The organism is Variovorax sp. UC74_104, assembly GCF_044055375.1.
Classification (GTDB): Bacteria; Pseudomonadota; Gammaproteobacteria; order Burkholderiales; family Burkholderiaceae_C; genus Variovorax.
Genome location: NZ_CP171978.1, coordinates 235,463 through 251,962 on the forward strand (window position 1 = coordinate 235,463; position 16,500 = coordinate 251,962).

Sequence of the window (16,500 nt, forward strand, 5' to 3'; positions counted from 1 at the left end):
CTTGCGCCAGAAACTCCTCGAGCTGGCCGGGCAGTGCATCAACGCGCGACACGCAGACGCTGGCCGGCTCGCCGATATGGACCGAGACCTGCCATTGCCCCATCTTGTTGGCCATGCGTCCGTGGCGCCAGTACTCCCAGGCCTGTGCCATCGTCTTCACGGCGCGCTGGCCGGGAAACTCGGGGGTGCCGCGGCATATCGCCGTTCAACAGGTAGCGCAGCCGCCCGATGTCAGCCTTGTCCTGAGCACACTCGGTACGCAGCGCGCGCCCGACGGCATCGGCATCGACGGCGTTGTGCGGCACCAGCCACATCAGGTCGAGCAGGTCCTTGAAGCGCGGCCGCACCAGGCACTGGTGCAGCTTCCAGGCGATCTGCAGGTCGAGCGCGCAAGTGCTCGGCAAGTGGAACGCCTCGCCGAGACACGGCCGGTAGTGCAACGGCACGGGCGGAGGGTCCAACTTCAGGTTGAAGCTCACGTCCAGCCGGAAGCGATGCAGCGGGGTTTGCGAATCGCCGTCGAGCACGCAGCCGTCAATGTCGGTGCTGACGGTGGGAAAGTCGTCGTCCATGGCGTAGTCGATCATTCGCCAGAACGCGTTGTCGATGAACGGACGGAAGTGCAGGCCGTCGTCGAGGTGCACCGTGGTCACGGACTGCGCCCATGTATTCAGCTGCCGGGCGCTGCGCTCGCGGTCGAAGGGCTCGGTGCACACCCAGTCGATGTCGCGCGACAAGCGTTCGTTGTCCTGCCCCGGCCCGCTCAGGTATTGGCGCGTGACGAGGCTGCCCTTGAGCATGAAAGGGCCACCCACCCATGCCGCGCGGCGCATGAAACCTTCCAGCAGAACGAGCTCGCGCGCCTGCTCGACCGTCGCCCCGGTCCGCCGGGCTTCGTTCTCGATGCCGGCCTGCGTCACCGGCAGGGTCATGCCGAGGCTTCCAGCCATCCCGCGTCCATCGACTCCCGGCTGTCGAGCAGGCAGATCTCCGTCTCCTGCTTGAGCAGCGGCCAGCCCTGGCGCTCCAGCTGCCCGGCCAGTGCCGCGACGCGTGCCCTGAACCCGTCCAGCGGTTCGCGGCTGCGCAGGGTGACGAAGCGCACGTCCGTCTCGCCCTTCAGGCTGTTGCGCGAGAGGCGCGCGCCGTGCGTCTCGCACAGGTGCTGCAACGCGGAGGCGTCGTGCACCCGCAGCTTGCCGTGCCATTCGAAATACTCGCCGGGCCGGCTCAGGCATTCGTGGCCCTGGATGGGAGCCTCCACCTTCACGCGCAGCACGGCCATGCCCGCGCGCGCCAGCCATTGCGCGAGCGCCATCGCCTCGGCCTTCGCCTCGGCCAGGTCGCCGCGCAGCCAGGTGGTGGCCATGGGCTGCTGCTTCTGCTCGCCGTGGGCGAGGTCGATCAGCAGCGGCTTGAGCCCCACCTGCTCGCACACCTCGACGAAGGAGGGAATCCGCGCGGCATCCATCGCACCGCAGGTCAGGTGGAGTTCGAGCCGGCCTTTCAGCAGCGGTGGAATCGTGTTCATGGCGCGGCCACCCGAGCGGGCAGGGGCTTGCCGTCGCACAGCGCGGCCGTGTCGCTGACCATGCCGCGCACCGCCTCTTCCATGCCGAGGTTCAGCACCGACATGAATTCACCGTTGCCGTTGGCCCAGTTGGTGCGCGTGCCCATGCCGTGGTACTGGCGCACGACGGCTTCGGTGCCGGGCATGCGGTAGGTGGCCTGCAGCACGACGTGCGAGACCAGGTTCAGGCCGGCCGACCACGAATGCGCCAGGCGCAACGCCACGTCGGCCGTCACCTGCCGCGCATTGCCGGACGCGGGCAGCGCGGCCGTCGCGACCCGCAGGCCGTAGCGGCTTGCCGACTGCAGCGCGCCGCGTGTCCAGGCACTCGCGTCGCCGCCGCCCTGGATGGACTGCACCGCCAAGGGCGTGGCGTGCAGCGTAGGCATCATGACGGTCAGGTTGCCGACGCTGGCCTTGTGAGGGCGCACGTCGTCGATCTTCGGCAGGTACAGGGTGCAGCCGCTCGCCACGCGCAGCGGTGCGACCGGTGTGCTGTTGGGCCGCTCCGCAGGTTCCGGCGCCGGCTCGTACACCATGGGAAGCGGCTCGGTCTCGGTCAGCGCATGCGACGCGACGGGTGCGGCAAGAAGCACGGAGAAGGCACCGAGCGCGGCGGCGGCCCTCGATGCGTGGCGTGGCGTCATGGGGCTGCGCTCCTGACCGAGTAGAGGGCACCGTCCTGGTCGCGGAACAGCACGCGTCCCGGCCGCTCGTCGAAGCTCGGGCCGGCTAGCGTCACCCAGGAGCCGTTGACGTTGAAGCGTGCGGTCTTCACCGCACCGGAACGCACGCCTGCGACATCGAGCGCCACCGCTTGCAAGGTCTGGGCCATCGACTCGCGCATCACGCCGCGCAGCACCTGCCCGTCGTCGGCGGTGAGGCGGCGTATGACGGCGGCACGCGCGACGCCGCCCACCGGCGTCTGGAAGATGACGGCCGCGCGGTACGAGGGCTCGCTCCTGCCGTCCTGCCAGAGAAGGGCCGAGGTGCGCGTGGTGAATGCGCCCAGCCCGGGCTCCAGCGCGTATTGCAGCAACAGCACCATGTAGGCGGGGCCGTTCTTCGTGGCGGCGATGCGGGCCTCGTGCTCTGCCTTGACCGGCATGGCGGGAAGCAGCTCCGAGGAGCGGATCTTCAGCGGAAACGAACTCGGCTCGGCCAGCTGCGCCTCGAGCGCCCGGGCGGCCTCGGTACGGTAGTCGTAGTCGAGCAGCGGGCCGACGATGGCCTGCACCTCGGCGCTCATCTCCTTCTGGCGCGACTGCTGCACCGAAGAGTCGATGAGCGCGCCGACGAGCCCGCCGCCGGTGGCGGCACTCACGCCCGGCGGCTGGGCAGAGAACATGAAGCTCTCCTGCGCGACGACGACGCGCAGGTCGACCTCCTGGACCTTGTTGCGGTCCGCGGCCGCCAGGGGCCTGTGAAACGGCGCGCAGGCGCCGAGCAGCAGCAACGCCGTCAGCGCCAGCCAGAAACGCAGCATCCTAGGCTCTCCCCCGTGTCAAATGCCATTGGCTCATTCATCCCTCTGTCGATGGGTGCGGCGATTTTGCCGCTGCCGGGAGCGTGGTCCGCCCCGGGTTATCGAGGGCCCATGGTGCCGGTCGTCTTCAGGCGGCTGTCGAGAATCCAACCCATAGTGTCCTCGCCCGTTTTCGGGTGGATGAACAGCACCTGAACCCACTCCTTGTATGGCGTGTAGACGGTGACGCGGTCCTTGGGGATCAGGAAGCGGCCGCTGTCGCAGGCGGCGTCGGGCGCCGTGTACAGGCGGGCCCGGCCGGTGCCGACGACGACAGCGCCGTAGCGCGGAACGAAGCCAGGGCTCGCATTCGCAACCGCATGAAGCTCCCCGCACTTGCGGCTGTCGGCCGGTGCCGCCGCCACGGCCTGGACTGCCAGCGCGGCAAGGCCCGCCACGCACCAGGATGAAATTGCTCTGGACATCGGCGGATTGTCCATCGATTGAAGCGATGGGACGCCCGCCGCGCGGCTGCGTCAGAATGGCCGCGTGCCGCCTACACATTTCTCCACACCGCCTCCCCTTTTCCACGCAAGCCACCTGCACAAGCGCTATGGAGACGCGACGGTCGTGGACGACCTCTCGTTCGAGATCGCACCCGGCGAATGCCTGGGCGTGATCGGCCCGAACGGCGCGGGCAAGACCACCACCATCCGCATGTGTCTGGGCCTCACCGCCCCCGACGGCGGCGAGATCTCCGCGCTCGGGCTGCAGATGCCGCGCGATGCGCTGGCGATCAAGGCGCAGCTCGGCGTGGTGTCGCAGTTCGACACGCTCGACCCCGACTTCAGCTGCGCCGAGAACCTCGTGGTGTACGGCCGTTACTTCGGCTTCGGCAAGGCGCAGGTCCGCGCGCGCGTACCGCAGCTTCTGGAATTCGCGGCGCTGTCGCACAAGGCAGATGCGAAGCCGGGCGAGCTCTCGGGCGGCATGCGGCGGCGGCTGTCGCTGGCGCGCGCATTGGTCAACGACCCGAAGCTGCTGCTGCTCGACGAGCCGACCACCGGCCTCGACCCGCAGGCGCGGCACCTGATGTGGGAGCGGCTGCAGGTGCTGCTGCAGCAGGGCAAGTCGATCCTGCTGACCACGCACTTCATGGACGAGGCCGAGCGCCTGTGCTCGCGCCTGCTGGTACTGGACCACGGCCGCAAGATCGCCGAGGGCCGCCCGCGCGACCTCATCGCCGAGCACCTGGAGCCCGACGTGGTCGAGGTGTACGGCAACGGCGCGCTGTCGCTGGCCGAATCGGCCGAGCTGAAGGCGATGGCGGCGCGCGTGGAGGTCAGCGGCGAGACGGTGTTCTTCTACACGCAGGACGCGCGGCGGCTTCTCGACGCGCTGACCCGCCACGGCGGATTGCGCACATTCCATCGGCCCGCGAATCTCGAAGACCTTTTCCTCAAGCTCACGGGTCGCCAGATCCGCGAGGACGGCTGAACAATGAACACGACGACAGCAACAACAAGCGCTCCCTCTTCGCCCTCACCATGGCGCCCGCCCGAGCTTTCGCCGCGCTGGTGGCCCGTGTTCCTGCGCAACCTGCTGGTGTGGCGCAAGCTCGCCATTCCGAGCCTGATCGGCAACATCGCCGAGCCGCTGATCTGGCTCGTGGCCTTCGGCTACGGTATGGGCGCGCTGGTGGGGCAGGTGTCGGTCGACGGCACGAAGGTGCCGTACATCCTGTTCCTCGCGAGCGGTTCGATCTGCATGAGCGCGATGAACGCGGCGAGCTTCGAGGCGCTGTACTCGGCCTTCTCGCGCATGCACGTGCAGAAGACCTGGGACGGCATCATGAACGCGCCCGTAGGTCTCGACGACATCGTGCTGGCGGAGATGCTGTGGGCGGCGTTCAAGTCGATCTTCACGGTGACGGCGATCCTGTTCGTGATGCTCGGGCTGGGCATCAGCCACAGCCCGAAGCTCGTGGTCGCGTGGATGGTGCTGATCGGCGCGGGCATCACCTTCTCGTCGATCGCGCTGATCTTCAACGCGCTGGCCAAGGGCTACGACTTCTTCACTTATTACTTCACGCTGTTCATGACGCCGATGATGTTCCTGAGCGGCGTGTTCTTTCCGCTGGAGCAACTGCCCACCGCCGTGCAGGCCGTGGCCGCGTGGCTGCCGCTGACGAACGCTGTGGCGCTGGTGCGGCCTCTCTTCATGGACCAGTGGCCGGCCGGCTGGTGGGTGCACGCGGTGGTGCTGGCGGTGTATGCGGTGGCGTCGTTCTGGATCGCGCTGTCGCTGACGCGCAAGCGGTTCAGGGCATAGCGGGCTCGAGGCCGCCGGGCGGCCGCCACGCGATGACTCCCGCCGTTCGGGCGCGGACCTCGGGCGAAGCCAGGCAGGTGGCAACGGATTCGTAGCCCGGCGCACCGGGATGCGGCGCTACCTGCATCGGCGGGCTGTGGTTGGCCGGGCAGAGGATGATGGTTTCGTCAGGGCCCACGGCGGACAGGTCGAGGATCGCGCAGGAGCGGGTGAGCATGAAGACGGGCCGCGCGGCCGAGCCTCTTCTGCGCAGCCATGCGATCAGTGCCTCCTGTGTCGGCCGGTCGAGGCCTTGCTCGATCATGTCGACGATCAGGGTGGTGGAGCCTTCGGCTTCGAGCGCGGCGAGCAGTATCAGCAGGGCGTCCGATGGCGCGGCACCGTCTTCGATGAGCCAGGCTATGGCCTCGTCTACTTTCGGCTTCAACCAGCAGTCGGCGCGCAGCCTTGTTTTCGCTTCCGCCATCCCGGCTTCCTCGAGCCTCTGCAGCCCCACAAAGACAGCGTCGGGCAGCGCCTGCGCGAGGCTGTGCGCGAACCGGGTCTTGCCGCTGCCCAGCGGGCCGATGATGTAGTTCAGCGAGCGGATGTCACGCAACTCGAAGAGCTCTCCGCCCCAGGGCCACGGGAGTTCGAATGCGACGCGGACTTCGCGCGCCGGCGCCCGCAGGCTCATCAACTCGTCGATGGTCGGCGCACGGCCTTGCATCAGGTCGCTTCGCAGGCCGCGGACCTTGTCGACCGTGTCGGCAAGCTGGCGCAGCTGCGATTCCAGCGCTGCCTGGTGCGCCGCGAGCGTCGGCTCCAGGCCGCTGGAATTGCCGCCCAGCACGCGTTCCACCTGCGCGAGGCTGAAGCCGAGAGCGCGCAGCGCGACGACCTTCGCGGCACGGTCGAGCTCCTCGCGGCCGTAGGTACGCCATCCCGCGTCGGTCCGGCCGGGCGCCACGAGTCCGCGCTGCTCGTAGAGCCGCAAGGCCTTGGCCGAAACGCCGAGCCGCTTGGCGGCTTCCGATGGGCTGAGAAAGCGGGTGGTGGATGGCATGAAGAGAACCTTTTTCGACAGTCTCTCTTTTTAAGACCTGCCCCTGGGGCCGGGTCAACAGGTGGAACCGAAAGATTTGGCCCATGAGCCTCGCGGGTTCAGAATGCCCCGTTCCCGGGCGACTGTAGCCTCTGCCGAAACCGATGCTTGCAAATTAGGTTGCACACAATTTAATTGCTCGCTACAATTCAGCCCATGCGTTCCACCCAAGTCTCCGCCGACGAAATGCTCAAGCTGGACAACCAGCTGTGCTTTGCCGTGTATTCGGCCTCGCTGGCCATGACCCGGCTGTACAAGCCGGTGCTGGAAAAGCTTCAGCTCACCTACCCCCAATACCTGGTAATGCTCGCCCTCTGGGAGCAGGACGGCCTCATGGTCTCCGAGCTCGGCGAGCGCCTCTCGCTCGACTCGGGCACGCTCACGCCGCTGCTCAAGCGCCTGGAGGCCAACGGCTACGTGGCCCGCGTGCGCGACGTGGCCGACGAGCGCCGTGTGCACATCACGCTGACCGCCGCGGGCCGCAGGCTCAAGAGCCGCGCATCGAACGTGCCGGCCTGCCTGATGGCCGCCGCCGAGTGCTCGGTGCCCGAGCTGATCTCGCTCACCCAGCAGATCCAGACGCTGCGCGACCGCATCAAGAAGGCGGCCTGACGCAACGCGACATGTTTCTCCCGCTCCGGTCGGCCTCCGCAAGGAAAAAGAACGAAGCCTTTTCACCACCCTCCCTTCAACTTCATCACCACCAAAGGAATCACCATGACCACCAAGCTCGACAAAGTGCTCTACACCGCAGAAGCCCACACGGTCGGCGGCCGTGACGGCGCAGGCAAGTCCAGCGACGGCGCCATCGACGTCAAGCTGAGCTCGCCCGGTTCCGGCAAGCCCGGTACCAACCCCGAGCAGCTGTTCGCGGTCGGCTATGCCGCCTGCTTCATCGGCGCGATGAAGGCCGTCGGCCCGAAGATCGGCGTGAAGGTGCCTGAAGACGTCGCCATCGACTCCAGCGTTTCCCTCGGCCCGACGAACGGCGGCGCCGCCTACGGCATCGCCGTGAAGCTGGCGATCACGCTGCCGGGCCTGGATGCCGACGCCAAGCAGAAGCTGGTCGACACGGCTCACCAGGTCTGCCCGTACTCGAACGCGACCCGCGGCAACATCGACGTCGAACTGACGATTGCCTGAGCCCACGGCGCACATGAAGAAAGAAGCGGTCCGGCCACAAGCCGGGCCGCTTTTTTCATGCCCGCCGATGTCTCACGGGTGACGCCGGAAGCCGCCGCGCGATGGCGCCTTTCATCAAGCTTGGCTAACGTTGGCGAACCTTACAACCGCCAGGAGCCACGCTCATGAGCACCACCAGCCTCCTCATCCGCAAAGACCAGCTTTCCACCACGCGCCTTCACACCGCCACCGACGAAGCGCTCGCCGACGGGCAGGTGCGCGTGCGCATCGACAGCTTCGCGCTCACTTCCAACAACATCACGTATGCCGCATTCGGCGACGCGATGAGCTACTGGCAGTTCTTCCCGAGCGGCGAGGAAGGCTGGGGCAGCATCCCCGTGTGGGGCTTCGCGAGCGTGGTGCAGTCGCTGCACCCGGGCGTGCCGGTGGGCGAGCGGCTGTACGGCTACTGGCCGATGGCCTCGGGCGCGGTGCTGAGCCCCGGGCGGCTCTCGCCCGAGCGCTTCACCGACATGGCACCGCACCGCGTCGAACTGCCCGCCGTCTACAACCAGTACTTCCGTTGCGCGAGCGACCCGCTCTACACGGCCGGCACCGAGGACATCCAGGCGCTGCTGCGCCCGCTGTTCATCACCTCGTGGCTGATCGACGACTTCATGGCCGACAACGATTTCTTCGGCGCCGACACCATGCTGCTGTCGAGCGCATCGAGCAAGACGGCCTATGGCACCGCCTTCCAGCTGCACAAGCGCGAGGGCATCGAGGTGATCGGGCTGACCTCGCCCGCCAACGTGGCCTTCTGCGAGAGCCTGGGCTGCTACGACCGCGTGGTGGCCTACGACGCGCTCGATTCCATCGCGGCCGACACGCCCTGCGTGTACGTCGACTTCGCGGGCAACGGCGATTTGCGCAGCGCCGTCCACGAGCACTTCGCCAACCTGAAGTACAGCAGCTCCATCGGCGGCACGCACGTCGAGCAGCTCGCGAGCAAGGGTGCAGGCAAGAGCCTCCCGGGCCCGCGCGCCACGCTGTTCTTCGCGCCGGCGCAGATCAAGAAGCGCACCGCCGAATGGGGCCCGGAGGAATTCGGCCGACGCATGGTCGCGGCCTGGCACGACTTCATGGGCACCGTCACCGACACGAAGGCGCCCTGGCTTCGCGCCGAGCATCACGACGGCGCCGAGGCCGTGCAGGCGGCCTACGCGCAGGTGCTGGCGGGCAAGGGCGATCCGCGCACCGGCCACGTCCTTTCCCTTTCCAGGCAGGCCGTCAGGTCCTGAAGCGGGCCGGGGCCCGGCGGCGACGACAATCGCCGCATGACCCGAATCTTCCGCGGCGCCCGCGAACACACATCCCTATGAGAGCCTCACGCCAGACGTGGTGCTCGACGCGCTCGCGACGCTCGGCCTTTACGGCGACGGCCGGCTCACCGGCCTGAATTCCTACGAGAACCGGGTCTACCAGGTTCACCTGGAAGACCGCAGCGTGGTGGTGGTCAAGTTCTATCGCCCCGGCCGCTGGAGCGAGGCCGAGATACTCGAGGAGCACGGCTTCTCGCTCGAGCTGGCCGCCGCCGAGGTGCCGGCCGTGCCGCCCCTGGCCTTCGACGGCAGGACGCTTCACCACCACGCCGGCTTCGCCTTCAGCGTGAGCCCCTACCGCGGCGGCCGCGCACCCGAGCTCGACGACTTCGAGGTGCTCGAATGGGTGGGCCGCTTCCTGGCGCGCATCCACACGGTGGGCAGCGCGAAGCCTTTCGAGGCCCGGCCCGCGCTCGACCTGCAGAGCTTCGGCATCGCATCGCGCGACTGGCTGCTCGCCAACGACAAGATCCCGCTCGACGTACAGCGCGATTGGGAGAAGGCCTGCAACGAGGCGCTGGACATGATCGGCGCCACGGCGCTGGCGGCCAGCCCGCCTTCGGCCGACTTCCAGCCGCGCAAGCTGCGCCTGCACGGCGACGTGCATCCCGGCAACATCCTCTGGACGCCCACCGACCGCCCCGGCGGCGGCCCGCACTTCGTCGACCTTGACGACGCGCGCACCGGCTTCGCGGTGCAGGACCTGTGGATGCTGCTGTCGGGCGACCGCGCGCAGCGCACCGCGCAGCTGTCGGGCCTGCTCGACGGCTACGAGCAGTTCCGCGAATTCGACCGCCGCGAGCTGGCGCTGATCGAGCCGCTGCGCACGCTGCGGCTCATCCACTACAGCGCCTGGCTGGCGCGGCGCTGGGAAGACCCGATCTTCCCAATCAACTTCCCGTGGTTCGGCTCCAGCGACTACTGGAAGGGGCAGATCCTCATGCTCGAGGAGCAGTGCGAGCAGATGGCGGAAGAGCCGCTGTACGCATGATCACGCCTGACTACGCCTGATCTTCCCGCGCGGCGGCAAGGAGGCTGTCCGCCACGCCCTCCAGCAGCCGCTCGACCAGCACGTTGGCCGGCCCGTTGCGCCAGATGCCGTAGGCCTCCGACTGCGCCACCGCCCTGTCGAGCGGCCTGAACACCGCACCGCGCAGGGCCGAATGCCGCATCGCCTGCGGCACCAGCGCCACGCCCAGTCCCTGCGACACCCATGAGACCACCGCCAGCCAGTGGCGCACCTCGTGCCTCACCTCGGGCAGGAAGCCCGCGTCGGCGCAGATGCTCAGGATGCGCTCGTGGTAGTCGGGCGAGACCTCGCGCGAGAACAGCACGAAGGGCTGCTCGCGCAGGTCGGCCGGCGTCAGCACCCGCTTGCGCGCCAGCGCATGGCCTGCGGGCAGGCAGGCCACGAAGGGTTCGGACAGCAGCAGCCGGTGCTGCAGCTCGGGCGGCACGCGGTGCGTGTGGGCGAAGCCCAGGTCGAGCCGGTCGTTCATCAGCTCGGCGATCTGCATGCCCGAATTGAGTTCGCTCAGCGTGATGCGCACCGCCGGATGCTTCGCCTGGAAGGCGCGCAGCGCCTGCGGCAGCCCGCGGTACAGCATCGCGCCGACGAAGCCGATGCGCAGCCGCCCGGCCGACCCCAGCGCCACATCGCGCGCCTCGATGGCGGCCTCTTCGGCCTGCAGGAGCAGCCGGCGCGCCGAAACCCGCAGCGCCTCGCCAGCAGGCGTGAGCCGCACCTCCTTGCTGTTGCGCTCGAAGAGGCGCGCACCCACGTTGTCCTCGAGCTGGCGTATCGCCACCGACAGCGGCGGCTGCGAGATCGACAGCCGCCGCGCCGCGCGCCCGAAGTGCAGCTCCTCGGCGAGCACTGAAAAGTAGCGCAGGTGCCGCAGTTCCATGGATAGTCAGATCGAATCGAACAAGACCAAATCGATATTAGACACGGATCGTCGCGGCTCCAACAATGCGCCAAACAAGGAACCCCAGGAGACAACGCGCATGTCCGCAGAGCACGCCCATCCGATCCCCGATCGCCACGGCCAGAACCTGTTCACCACCGACGCCGAGCTGCACGCCCTGCTCGCGCTCTACCTGCCCGAAGACCTGCGCCGCCACATGCAGCCGCACTTCGAGCGCCTGGGCGGCCTTGCGGGCTGCCTGATCGACGAGCTGGCCGGCACCGCCGACCGCAACCCGCCCGTGCTGAAGCAGCGCACGCGCACCGGCCTCGACGAGCAGACGATCGTCAAGCACCCCGCCTACGTGGAGATGGAGCGCCTCGCGCTCGCCGAGTTCGGCCTGGCCGCCATCTCGCACCGCGACGACACGCTGGGCTGGAAGGGCAGGATGCCGCCGCTGGTCAAGTACGTGCTGACCTACCTGTTCGTGCAGGCGGAGTTCGGCCTGTGCTGCCCGGTGTCGATGACCGACTCGCTCACGCGCACGCTGAAGAAGTTCGGCAGCCCGGAGCTGGTCGCCAAATACCTGCCGCGCCTCACCTCGCTGGACTTCGACGAACTCGCCCAGGGCGCGATGTTCATGACCGAACAAGCCGCCGGCTCCGACATCGCCGCCACCGCCACGCGGGCCCGCCGCGAATCGGACGGCAGCTGGCGCCTCACGGGCGACAAGTGGTTCTGTTCGAACCCCGACGCCGACTTCGCGATGGTGCTCGCACGCGCCGACGACGGCCCGCAGGGCATGAAGGGCGTGTCGCTCTTCCTGCTGCCGCGCCGGCTCGACGACGGCAGCCTCAACAGCTACCGCATCATCCGGCTGAAGGACAAGCTCGGCACGCGCTCGATGGCCAGCGGCGAAATCCGCCTCGAAGGCGCCACCGCCTGGCTGGTGGGCGAGGAAGGCCGCGGCTTCGTGCAGATGGCCGACATGGTCAACAACTCCCGCCTGTCGAACGGCGTGCGCGCCGCCGGCCTGATGCGCCGCGCGGTGGCCGAGGCCGAGTTCATCGCATCCGAGCGCCGCGCCTTCGGCCGCACGCTGGAGCAGATGCCGCTGATGCAGCGCCAGCTCGACAAGCTGCGCCTGCCCTCCGAACAGGCCCGCACCATGGTGTGCCAGACGGCGCTGGCGCTCGCGCGCTCCGACGCGGGCGAGCCCGATGCGTACGCGCTGCTGCGCATCCTCACACCGCTCATCAAGTTCCGCGCCTGCCGCGATGCGCGTAAGGTCACGGGCGATGCGATGGAAGTGCGCGGCGGCTGCGGCTACATCGAGGAATGGAGCGACGCGCGCCTCGTGCGCGACGCGCACCTGGGCTCGATCTGGGAAGGCACGAGCAACATCGTGGCGCTGGACGTGATCCGCGCGGTGAAGCGCGAAGGCTCGCTGCCGGTGCTGCGCGCGCATTGCGCGAAGCTGCTCGATGACGCAGCGCTCGCCCCCGGCTTCGAAAAGTCGTTGCGCAATGCACTCGACCGCGCTGCCGCGCTCACCGAAACGGCCGCGCGCGAAGGCGGCGACGTGCTCGCGCGCCAGGCCGCCTCCGCCCTCTACCACTGCTCAAGCGCCATCGCGATGGCCTGGGAGGCCTCGCGCGGCGGCTCGGCGGCGCGCATGCGCTGGGCGCAACTGGTGCTGCTGCACCGTGTGCTGCCGCGCGATCCGCTCTCGCCCGACGCGATGCCGGCGGACTGGAACGCGACAGCCGTTTCGCCCACGGCCGTGCTCGTCTGAGCTTTCTCTTTCATTCGAAGAATCGGAGACATCCCTTGAAACGCTTCACCTTCCTGCTGGCCGCCTGCGCCACGCTGATGACGGCCATGCCCGCCGCGCAAGCGGCCGACGCCTTTCCCTCCAAGCCCCTGATGCTGGTCGTGCCCTTCCCGCCCGGCGGCCCCACCGACGCCATGGCGCGCACCCTCGCCGCCGAGATGAAGGACCGCCTCGGCCAGCCCATGATCGTGGAGAACCGCGCGGGCGCCGGCGGCAACATCGGCGCCGAGTACGTGGCGCGCGCCGAGGCCGACGGCCACACGCTGCTGTTCGGCACCTCGGGCCCGCTGGCCATCAATTCGAGCCTGTACCGCAAGATCAACTACGACCCGGTGAAGAGCTTCGCGCCGGTGATCCAGGTCGGCTACCTGCCCAACATCCTGGTGGTGAACCCGTCGCTGCCGGTGAAGAACGTGCAGGAGCTGGTGGCCTACGCCAAGGCCAACCCGGGCAAGCTCAGCTATGCCTCGTCGGGTAACGGCGCCTCGTCGCACCTCGCGGGCGTGCTCTTCAATTCGGTGGCGGGCACCGACCTGCAGCACATCCCCTACAAGGGCACCGGCCCCGCGCTCAACGACCTGCTGGGCAACCAGGTCAGCATGACCTTCACCGACATCCTCACCGCGCTGCCCTACGTCAAGACCGGCAAGCTGCGCGCGCTGGGCGTGGCCACCGTCGCGCGCTCGCAGGCGCTGCCCGACGTGCCGACGATTTCCGAGCAGGGCTACAAGGGCTACGACGTGAGCGTGTTCTTCGGCATCGTCGCGCCGGCCGGCACGCCAGCGGATCGCGTGAACAAGCTCAACCATGCGTTCACGGAGGTGCTGAATTCGCCCAAGGTGAAGCAGATGTTCGCGGCCCAGGGTCTCGAAGTGCCTGCCGACACTTCGCCGCAGAAGCTCGGGCAGTTCATCGCGGGTGAGTCGGTGAAGTGGAAGGACGTCGTGAAGAAGTCGGGGGCGCAGCTCGATTGATGCTTCAGTCGTTCGGGGCGTGATCACGCCGACGGGGTACCTTGCTCCGCGAATGTCCCCCGGCCTTCGGCCTCCTCCTTTATTTCGCTGCGCAAGGCACCCCATCGTCGTGATCGATGGACGCAGCGCTCATGCGCCCCGCGCGAGCAGAGAGCCCATCGTGCACAGGGCGTCGGGTACTCCCCGCAGCGAAATAAAGGAGGAGGCCGAAGGCCGGGGGACATTCGCGGAGGGGAGTACCCGGCGGCCTGTGCACGCGCCCTGAAAAGCAAAACACAGGAACAAGAAATGACACAAGCCCAAGGCGCCCTCGCAGGCATCCGCGTCCTCGACATCTCCCGCATCCTCGGCGGCCCCTACTGCGGCCAGATCCTCGGCGACCACGGTGCCGACGTGCTCAAGGTCGAGCCGCCGCAGGGCGACGACACGCGCACCTGGGGCCCTCCCTTCAGGGAAGGTGTGGCTTCTTACTACCACGGACTCAACCGCAACAAGCGCGTACAGCACCTGGACTTCTCGACGGAAGAAGGCCGCGAGGCGCTGCTCGCGCTGGTGGCCGAAGCCGACGTGCTGATCGAGAACTTCAAGACCGGCACCATGGAGCGCTGGGGCATCGGCTACGAGGAACTGTCGAAGCGCTTCCCGCGCCTGGTGTGGTGCCGCGTGTCGGGCTTCGGCGCCGACGGCCCGCTGGGTGGGCTGCCGGGCTACGACGCCGCCGTGCAGGCCATGACCGGCATCATGAGCATCAACGGCAAGGCCGACGGCGGCCCGCTGCGCGTCGGCTTGCCGGTGGTCGACATGGTGACCGGCCTCAACGCGGTGATCGGCGTGCTGCTCGCGCTGCAGGAACGCAACCGCAGCGGCCGCGGCCAGTTCGTGGAGGCGGCGCTCTACGACAGCGGCCTCTCGCTGCTGCATCCGCACGCCGCCAACTGGTTCATGGACGGCACCGAGCCGCGCCGCACCGGCAACGCGCATCCGAACATCTATCCCTACGACGCGCTCGCTACCGGCACCGACCCGGTGTTCGTCGCCGTGGGCAACGACCGGCAGTTCGCGAGCATGTGCCGCTGCATCGGCCTGCCCGAACTCGCGGACGATCCGCTCTTCCGCACGGCCGGCGCGCGCTCGGTGAATCGCGCGCAGCTCAAGCAGCGGCTCGAGGCGGCGATGGCGGCATTCGACGGCCGCGCGCTGGTCGATCAATTGATGGCCGCCGGCGTACCCGCCGCGCCCGTGCTGCCGGTGGACGCCGCCCTGCAGCATCCGCACACGCTGCACCGCGAGATGGTGGTGGAGATGCCCGGTGGCTACCGCGGCATCGGCGCGCCGGTGAAGCTCAGCCGCACGCCGGCGAGCTACCGGCACGCGCCGCTCACGCCGGGGGGATGCGTTCCTGCCCCCGGAAGATTCAACGCAGCAATGACGACCGCCCCCGGCCGATGCCGTAGTACGCGATGCCGGCCGACTCGGCTTTCGCGTCGTCGTAGAGATTGCGCCCGTCGAAAATGACGGGCGGCACGTTCAGCTCCTTCGCGATGAGCGCGAAGCCCGGCTGGCGGAACTCCGCCCACTCGGTGACCACGGCCAGCGCATCGGCACCGCGCAGCGCTTCCTGAGCGGTGCTGCACCAGTGCACGTCGTCGCGTTCGCCGACGAGGCTGCGCGCATTCGACATCGCCGCCGGGTCGTAGGCCCGCACGCGCGCCCCGGCGGCCCACAGGCGTTCCAGCAACACGAGGCTGGGCGCGTCGCGCATGTCGTCGGTGTCGGCCTTGAAGGCCAGGCCCCACACGGCGATGGTCCGGCCCGCCAGCGTGCCGCCGAAATGCCGCGACATCAGCTCGAACAGCCGGCCCTTCTGCTCGTGGTTGGTGACGGCCACCGCCGGGAGGATGCGCAGCGCATGGCCGTTGCGTTCGGCGGCATGCACCAGCGCCCGCACATCCTTCGCGAGGCAGGAGCCGCCATAGCCCGCGCCGGCCTGCAGGAAGTCGGGGCCGATGCGCCTGTCGGCACCTATGCCGCGACGCACCGCCTCGATGTCGGCGCCCGCCTGCTCGGCCACGCGGGCCATCTCGTTCATGAAGCTGATGCGGGTGGCGAGCATCGCGTTGGCTGCGTACTTGGTGAGCTCGGCCGAGCGGCGGTCCATCACGAGCAGCTGCTGCTGCGGGTCCTGGATGAAAGGCGCGTAGAGCCGGGTCAGCAAGTCGATGGCCCACGGGTCCTCGCTGCCGATCACCACGCGGTCGGGCTGGCGGCAATCGCGCACGGCCGAGCCTTCGCGCAGGAACTCGGGGTTCACCGCCACGGCAATGCGGTGCCGCGTGCCGCGCTGCGCGAGCTCGCCGCCCAGCACGGCTTCGACCTGCGCGGCCGTGCCCACGGGAGCGGTCGACTTGCAGACCACCAGCGCGTCGCGGCCGCGATGCCGTCCGATGGCGGCGGCCACCGCGATCACGTGCCGCAGGTCGACCCGCCCCTGCGCATCGGCCGGCGTGTTCACCACGATGAAGAGCAGATCGCCGTACTCGCAGGCCGCGCGCTCATCGGCCGTGAATTGCAGGCTGCCGGCGGCGATGCCCGAGGCCACCAGCGCCTCCAGCCCCGGCTCGTGCAGCGGCATCCGACCGCGCTGCAGCCCCTCGATGCGCGCCATGTCGGCGTCCGCGCACAGCACCTCGTGGCCGGCCTCGGCCAGGCAGGCGGCGAAGCTCAGGCCCACGTAGCCCGCGCCGAAGATGGTCACTTTCATGGGCGGCCCCATGGCGTGCGGCACTGGTGGCGGGCGCGGTTGTGCGATAAAAGCAGGATGCAAGCCTTCA

At 68.7% G+C, this 16,500-nt stretch carries 17 protein-coding genes; 9 read left to right on the forward strand and 8 right to left on the reverse strand.

What is annotated here, in order from left to right; genetic code table 11:
* Window positions 1-38 precede the first annotated feature (38 nt).
* From ACHMXA_RS01165 to ACHMXA_RS01185, 5 genes are all read right to left on the reverse strand, one after another.
* Entirely contained in the window at window positions 39-932 is an 894-nt protein-coding gene (locus ACHMXA_RS01165) for a nucleotidyl transferase AbiEii/AbiGii toxin family protein (RefSeq protein ID WP_395317797.1), read from the reverse strand.
* Complete coding sequence (locus ACHMXA_RS01170) at window positions 929-1,531, reverse strand: hypothetical protein (protein ID WP_395317799.1); 603 nt, start codon at window positions 1,529-1,531, stop codon at window positions 929-931. The genes ACHMXA_RS01165 and ACHMXA_RS01170 overlap by 4 nt, the downstream gene beginning before the upstream one ends.
* Complete coding sequence (locus ACHMXA_RS01175; protein WP_395317801.1) at window positions 1,528-2,217, reverse strand: hypothetical protein; 690 nt, start codon at window positions 2,215-2,217, stop codon at window positions 1,528-1,530. The genes ACHMXA_RS01170 and ACHMXA_RS01175 overlap by 4 nt, the downstream gene beginning before the upstream one ends.
* Window positions 2,214-3,056, reverse strand: a complete 843-nt coding sequence (locus tag ACHMXA_RS01180; RefSeq protein WP_395317803.1) for a hypothetical protein — start codon at window positions 3,054-3,056, stop codon at window positions 2,214-2,216. The genes ACHMXA_RS01175 and ACHMXA_RS01180 overlap by 4 nt, the downstream gene beginning before the upstream one ends.
* Window positions 3,057-3,154: 98 nt before the next feature.
* Window positions 3,155-3,520 (reverse strand): hypothetical protein, encoded by a 366-nt coding sequence (locus tag ACHMXA_RS01185; protein ID WP_395317805.1) that lies wholly within the window; start codon window positions 3,518-3,520, stop codon window positions 3,155-3,157.
* A 64-nt stretch (window positions 3,521-3,584) separates the two neighbouring features.
* Between ACHMXA_RS01185 and ACHMXA_RS01190 the strand changes: the two genes are divergently transcribed.
* Together ACHMXA_RS01190 and ACHMXA_RS01195 are read left to right on the forward strand one after the other, a co-directional pair.
* Entirely contained in the window at window positions 3,585-4,532 is a 948-nt protein-coding gene (locus ACHMXA_RS01190; protein ID WP_395317807.1) for an ATP-binding cassette domain-containing protein, read from the forward strand.
* A 3-nt stretch (window positions 4,533-4,535) separates the two neighbouring features.
* A complete protein-coding gene (locus tag ACHMXA_RS01195; protein WP_395317809.1) occupies window positions 4,536-5,366 on the forward strand; it encodes an ABC transporter permease in 831 nt (276 codons plus the stop codon).
* On the opposite strand, the gene ACHMXA_RS01200 is transcribed toward ACHMXA_RS01195, so the two are convergent.
* Window positions 5,356-6,411, reverse strand: a complete 1,056-nt coding sequence (locus ACHMXA_RS01200; protein ID WP_395317811.1) for a MerR family transcriptional regulator — start codon at window positions 6,409-6,411, stop codon at window positions 5,356-5,358. The two genes, ACHMXA_RS01195 and ACHMXA_RS01200, sit on opposite strands and share 11 nt — an antisense overlap.
* A gap of 195 nt (window positions 6,412-6,606) precedes the next feature.
* On the opposite strand from ACHMXA_RS01200, the gene ACHMXA_RS01205 reads away from it, so the two are divergent.
* The 4 genes from ACHMXA_RS01205 to ACHMXA_RS01220 all read left to right on the forward strand — a co-directional run bounded on the left by ACHMXA_RS01205 (window position 6,607) and on the right by ACHMXA_RS01220 (window position 9,945).
* Entirely contained in the window at window positions 6,607-7,062 is a 456-nt protein-coding gene (locus tag ACHMXA_RS01205; RefSeq protein WP_176665054.1) for a MarR family winged helix-turn-helix transcriptional regulator, read from the forward strand.
* Between the two features lie 105 nt (window positions 7,063-7,167).
* Window positions 7,168-7,593 carry an organic hydroperoxide resistance protein gene (locus tag ACHMXA_RS01210; protein ID WP_093058675.1) on the forward strand — a complete coding sequence of 142 codons (426 nt, stop codon included), beginning with the start codon at window positions 7,168-7,170 and terminating at the stop codon, window positions 7,591-7,593.
* Between the two features lie 164 nt (window positions 7,594-7,757).
* Window positions 7,758-8,873 (forward strand): DUF2855 family protein, encoded by a 1,116-nt coding sequence (locus tag ACHMXA_RS01215; RefSeq protein WP_395317814.1) that lies wholly within the window; start codon window positions 7,758-7,760, stop codon window positions 8,871-8,873.
* Window positions 8,874-8,973: 100 nt separating this feature from the next.
* Window positions 8,974-9,945 (forward strand): serine/threonine protein kinase, encoded by a 972-nt coding sequence (locus tag ACHMXA_RS01220; protein ID WP_395317816.1) that lies wholly within the window; start codon window positions 8,974-8,976, stop codon window positions 9,943-9,945.
* Between the two features lie 10 nt (window positions 9,946-9,955).
* Here ACHMXA_RS01220 and ACHMXA_RS01225 read toward each other — a convergent pair whose 3' ends face one another.
* On the reverse strand, window positions 9,956-10,861 hold the full coding sequence (locus ACHMXA_RS01225) for a LysR family transcriptional regulator (protein ID WP_395317818.1): 906 nt from the start codon (window positions 10,859-10,861) through the stop codon (window positions 9,956-9,958).
* Between the two features lie 100 nt (window positions 10,862-10,961).
* Between ACHMXA_RS01225 and ACHMXA_RS01230 the strand changes: the two genes are divergently transcribed.
* The 3 genes from ACHMXA_RS01230 to ACHMXA_RS01240 all read left to right on the forward strand — a co-directional run bounded on the left by ACHMXA_RS01230 (window position 10,962) and on the right by ACHMXA_RS01240 (window position 15,184).
* Entirely contained in the window at window positions 10,962-12,656 is a 1,695-nt protein-coding gene (locus ACHMXA_RS01230; RefSeq protein WP_395317820.1) for an acyl-CoA dehydrogenase family protein, read from the forward strand.
* Between the two features lie 35 nt (window positions 12,657-12,691).
* Entirely contained in the window at window positions 12,692-13,669 is a 978-nt protein-coding gene (locus tag ACHMXA_RS01235; protein ID WP_395317822.1) for a Bug family tripartite tricarboxylate transporter substrate binding protein, read from the forward strand.
* A gap of 288 nt (window positions 13,670-13,957) precedes the next feature.
* Window positions 13,958-15,184: a CaiB/BaiF CoA transferase family protein gene (locus ACHMXA_RS01240; protein WP_395317824.1), complete on the forward strand. Its 1,227-nt coding sequence runs from the start codon at window positions 13,958-13,960 to the stop codon at window positions 15,182-15,184.
* Here the strand turns inward: ACHMXA_RS01240 and ACHMXA_RS01245 are convergent.
* Window positions 15,084-16,430 carry a UDP-glucose dehydrogenase family protein gene (locus ACHMXA_RS01245; protein ID WP_395317826.1) on the reverse strand — a complete coding sequence of 449 codons (1,347 nt, stop codon included), beginning with the start codon at window positions 16,428-16,430 and terminating at the stop codon, window positions 15,084-15,086. The genes ACHMXA_RS01240 and ACHMXA_RS01245 overlap by 101 nt on opposite strands.
* Between the last annotated feature and the right edge of the window lie 70 nt (window positions 16,431-16,500).

Bases quoted from the DNA above. Each gene is read 5' to 3' on its own strand.
- ACHMXA_RS01215 (WP_395317814.1), top strand. From the start codon at position 7,758: ATGAGCACCACCAGCCTCCTCATCCGCAAAGACCAGCTTTCCACCACG.
- ACHMXA_RS01170 (WP_395317799.1), bottom strand. From the start codon at position 1,531: ATGAACACGATTCCACCGCTGCTGAAAGGCCGGCTCGAACTCCACCTG.
- ACHMXA_RS01175 (WP_395317801.1), bottom strand. From the start codon at position 2,217: ATGACGCCACGCCACGCATCGAGGGCCGCCGCCGCGCTCGGTGCCTTC.
- ACHMXA_RS01205 (WP_176665054.1), top strand. From the start codon at position 6,607: ATGCGTTCCACCCAAGTCTCCGCCGACGAAATGCTCAAGCTGGACAAC.
- ACHMXA_RS01185 (WP_395317805.1), bottom strand. From the start codon at position 3,520: ATGTCCAGAGCAATTTCATCCTGGTGCGTGGCGGGCCTTGCCGCGCTG.
- ACHMXA_RS01200 (WP_395317811.1), bottom strand. From the start codon at position 6,411: ATGCCATCCACCACCCGCTTTCTCAGCCCATCGGAAGCCGCCAAGCGG.
- ACHMXA_RS01245 (WP_395317826.1), bottom strand. From the start codon at position 16,430: ATGAAAGTGACCATCTTCGGCGCGGGCTACGTGGGCCTGAGCTTCGCC.
- ACHMXA_RS01195 (WP_395317809.1), top strand. From the start codon at position 4,536: ATGAACACGACGACAGCAACAACAAGCGCTCCCTCTTCGCCCTCACCA.
- ACHMXA_RS01230 (WP_395317820.1), top strand. From the start codon at position 10,962: ATGTCCGCAGAGCACGCCCATCCGATCCCCGATCGCCACGGCCAGAAC.
- ACHMXA_RS01240 (WP_395317824.1), top strand. From the start codon at position 13,958: ATGACACAAGCCCAAGGCGCCCTCGCAGGCATCCGCGTCCTCGACATC.
- ACHMXA_RS01180 (WP_395317803.1), bottom strand. From the start codon at position 3,056: ATGCTGCGTTTCTGGCTGGCGCTGACGGCGTTGCTGCTGCTCGGCGCC.
- ACHMXA_RS01165 (WP_395317797.1), bottom strand. From the start codon at position 932: ATGACCCTGCCGGTGACGCAGGCCGGCATCGAGAACGAAGCCCGGCGG.
- ACHMXA_RS01210 (WP_093058675.1), top strand. From the start codon at position 7,168: ATGACCACCAAGCTCGACAAAGTGCTCTACACCGCAGAAGCCCACACG.
- ACHMXA_RS01225 (WP_395317818.1), bottom strand. From the start codon at position 10,861: ATGGAACTGCGGCACCTGCGCTACTTTTCAGTGCTCGCCGAGGAGCTG.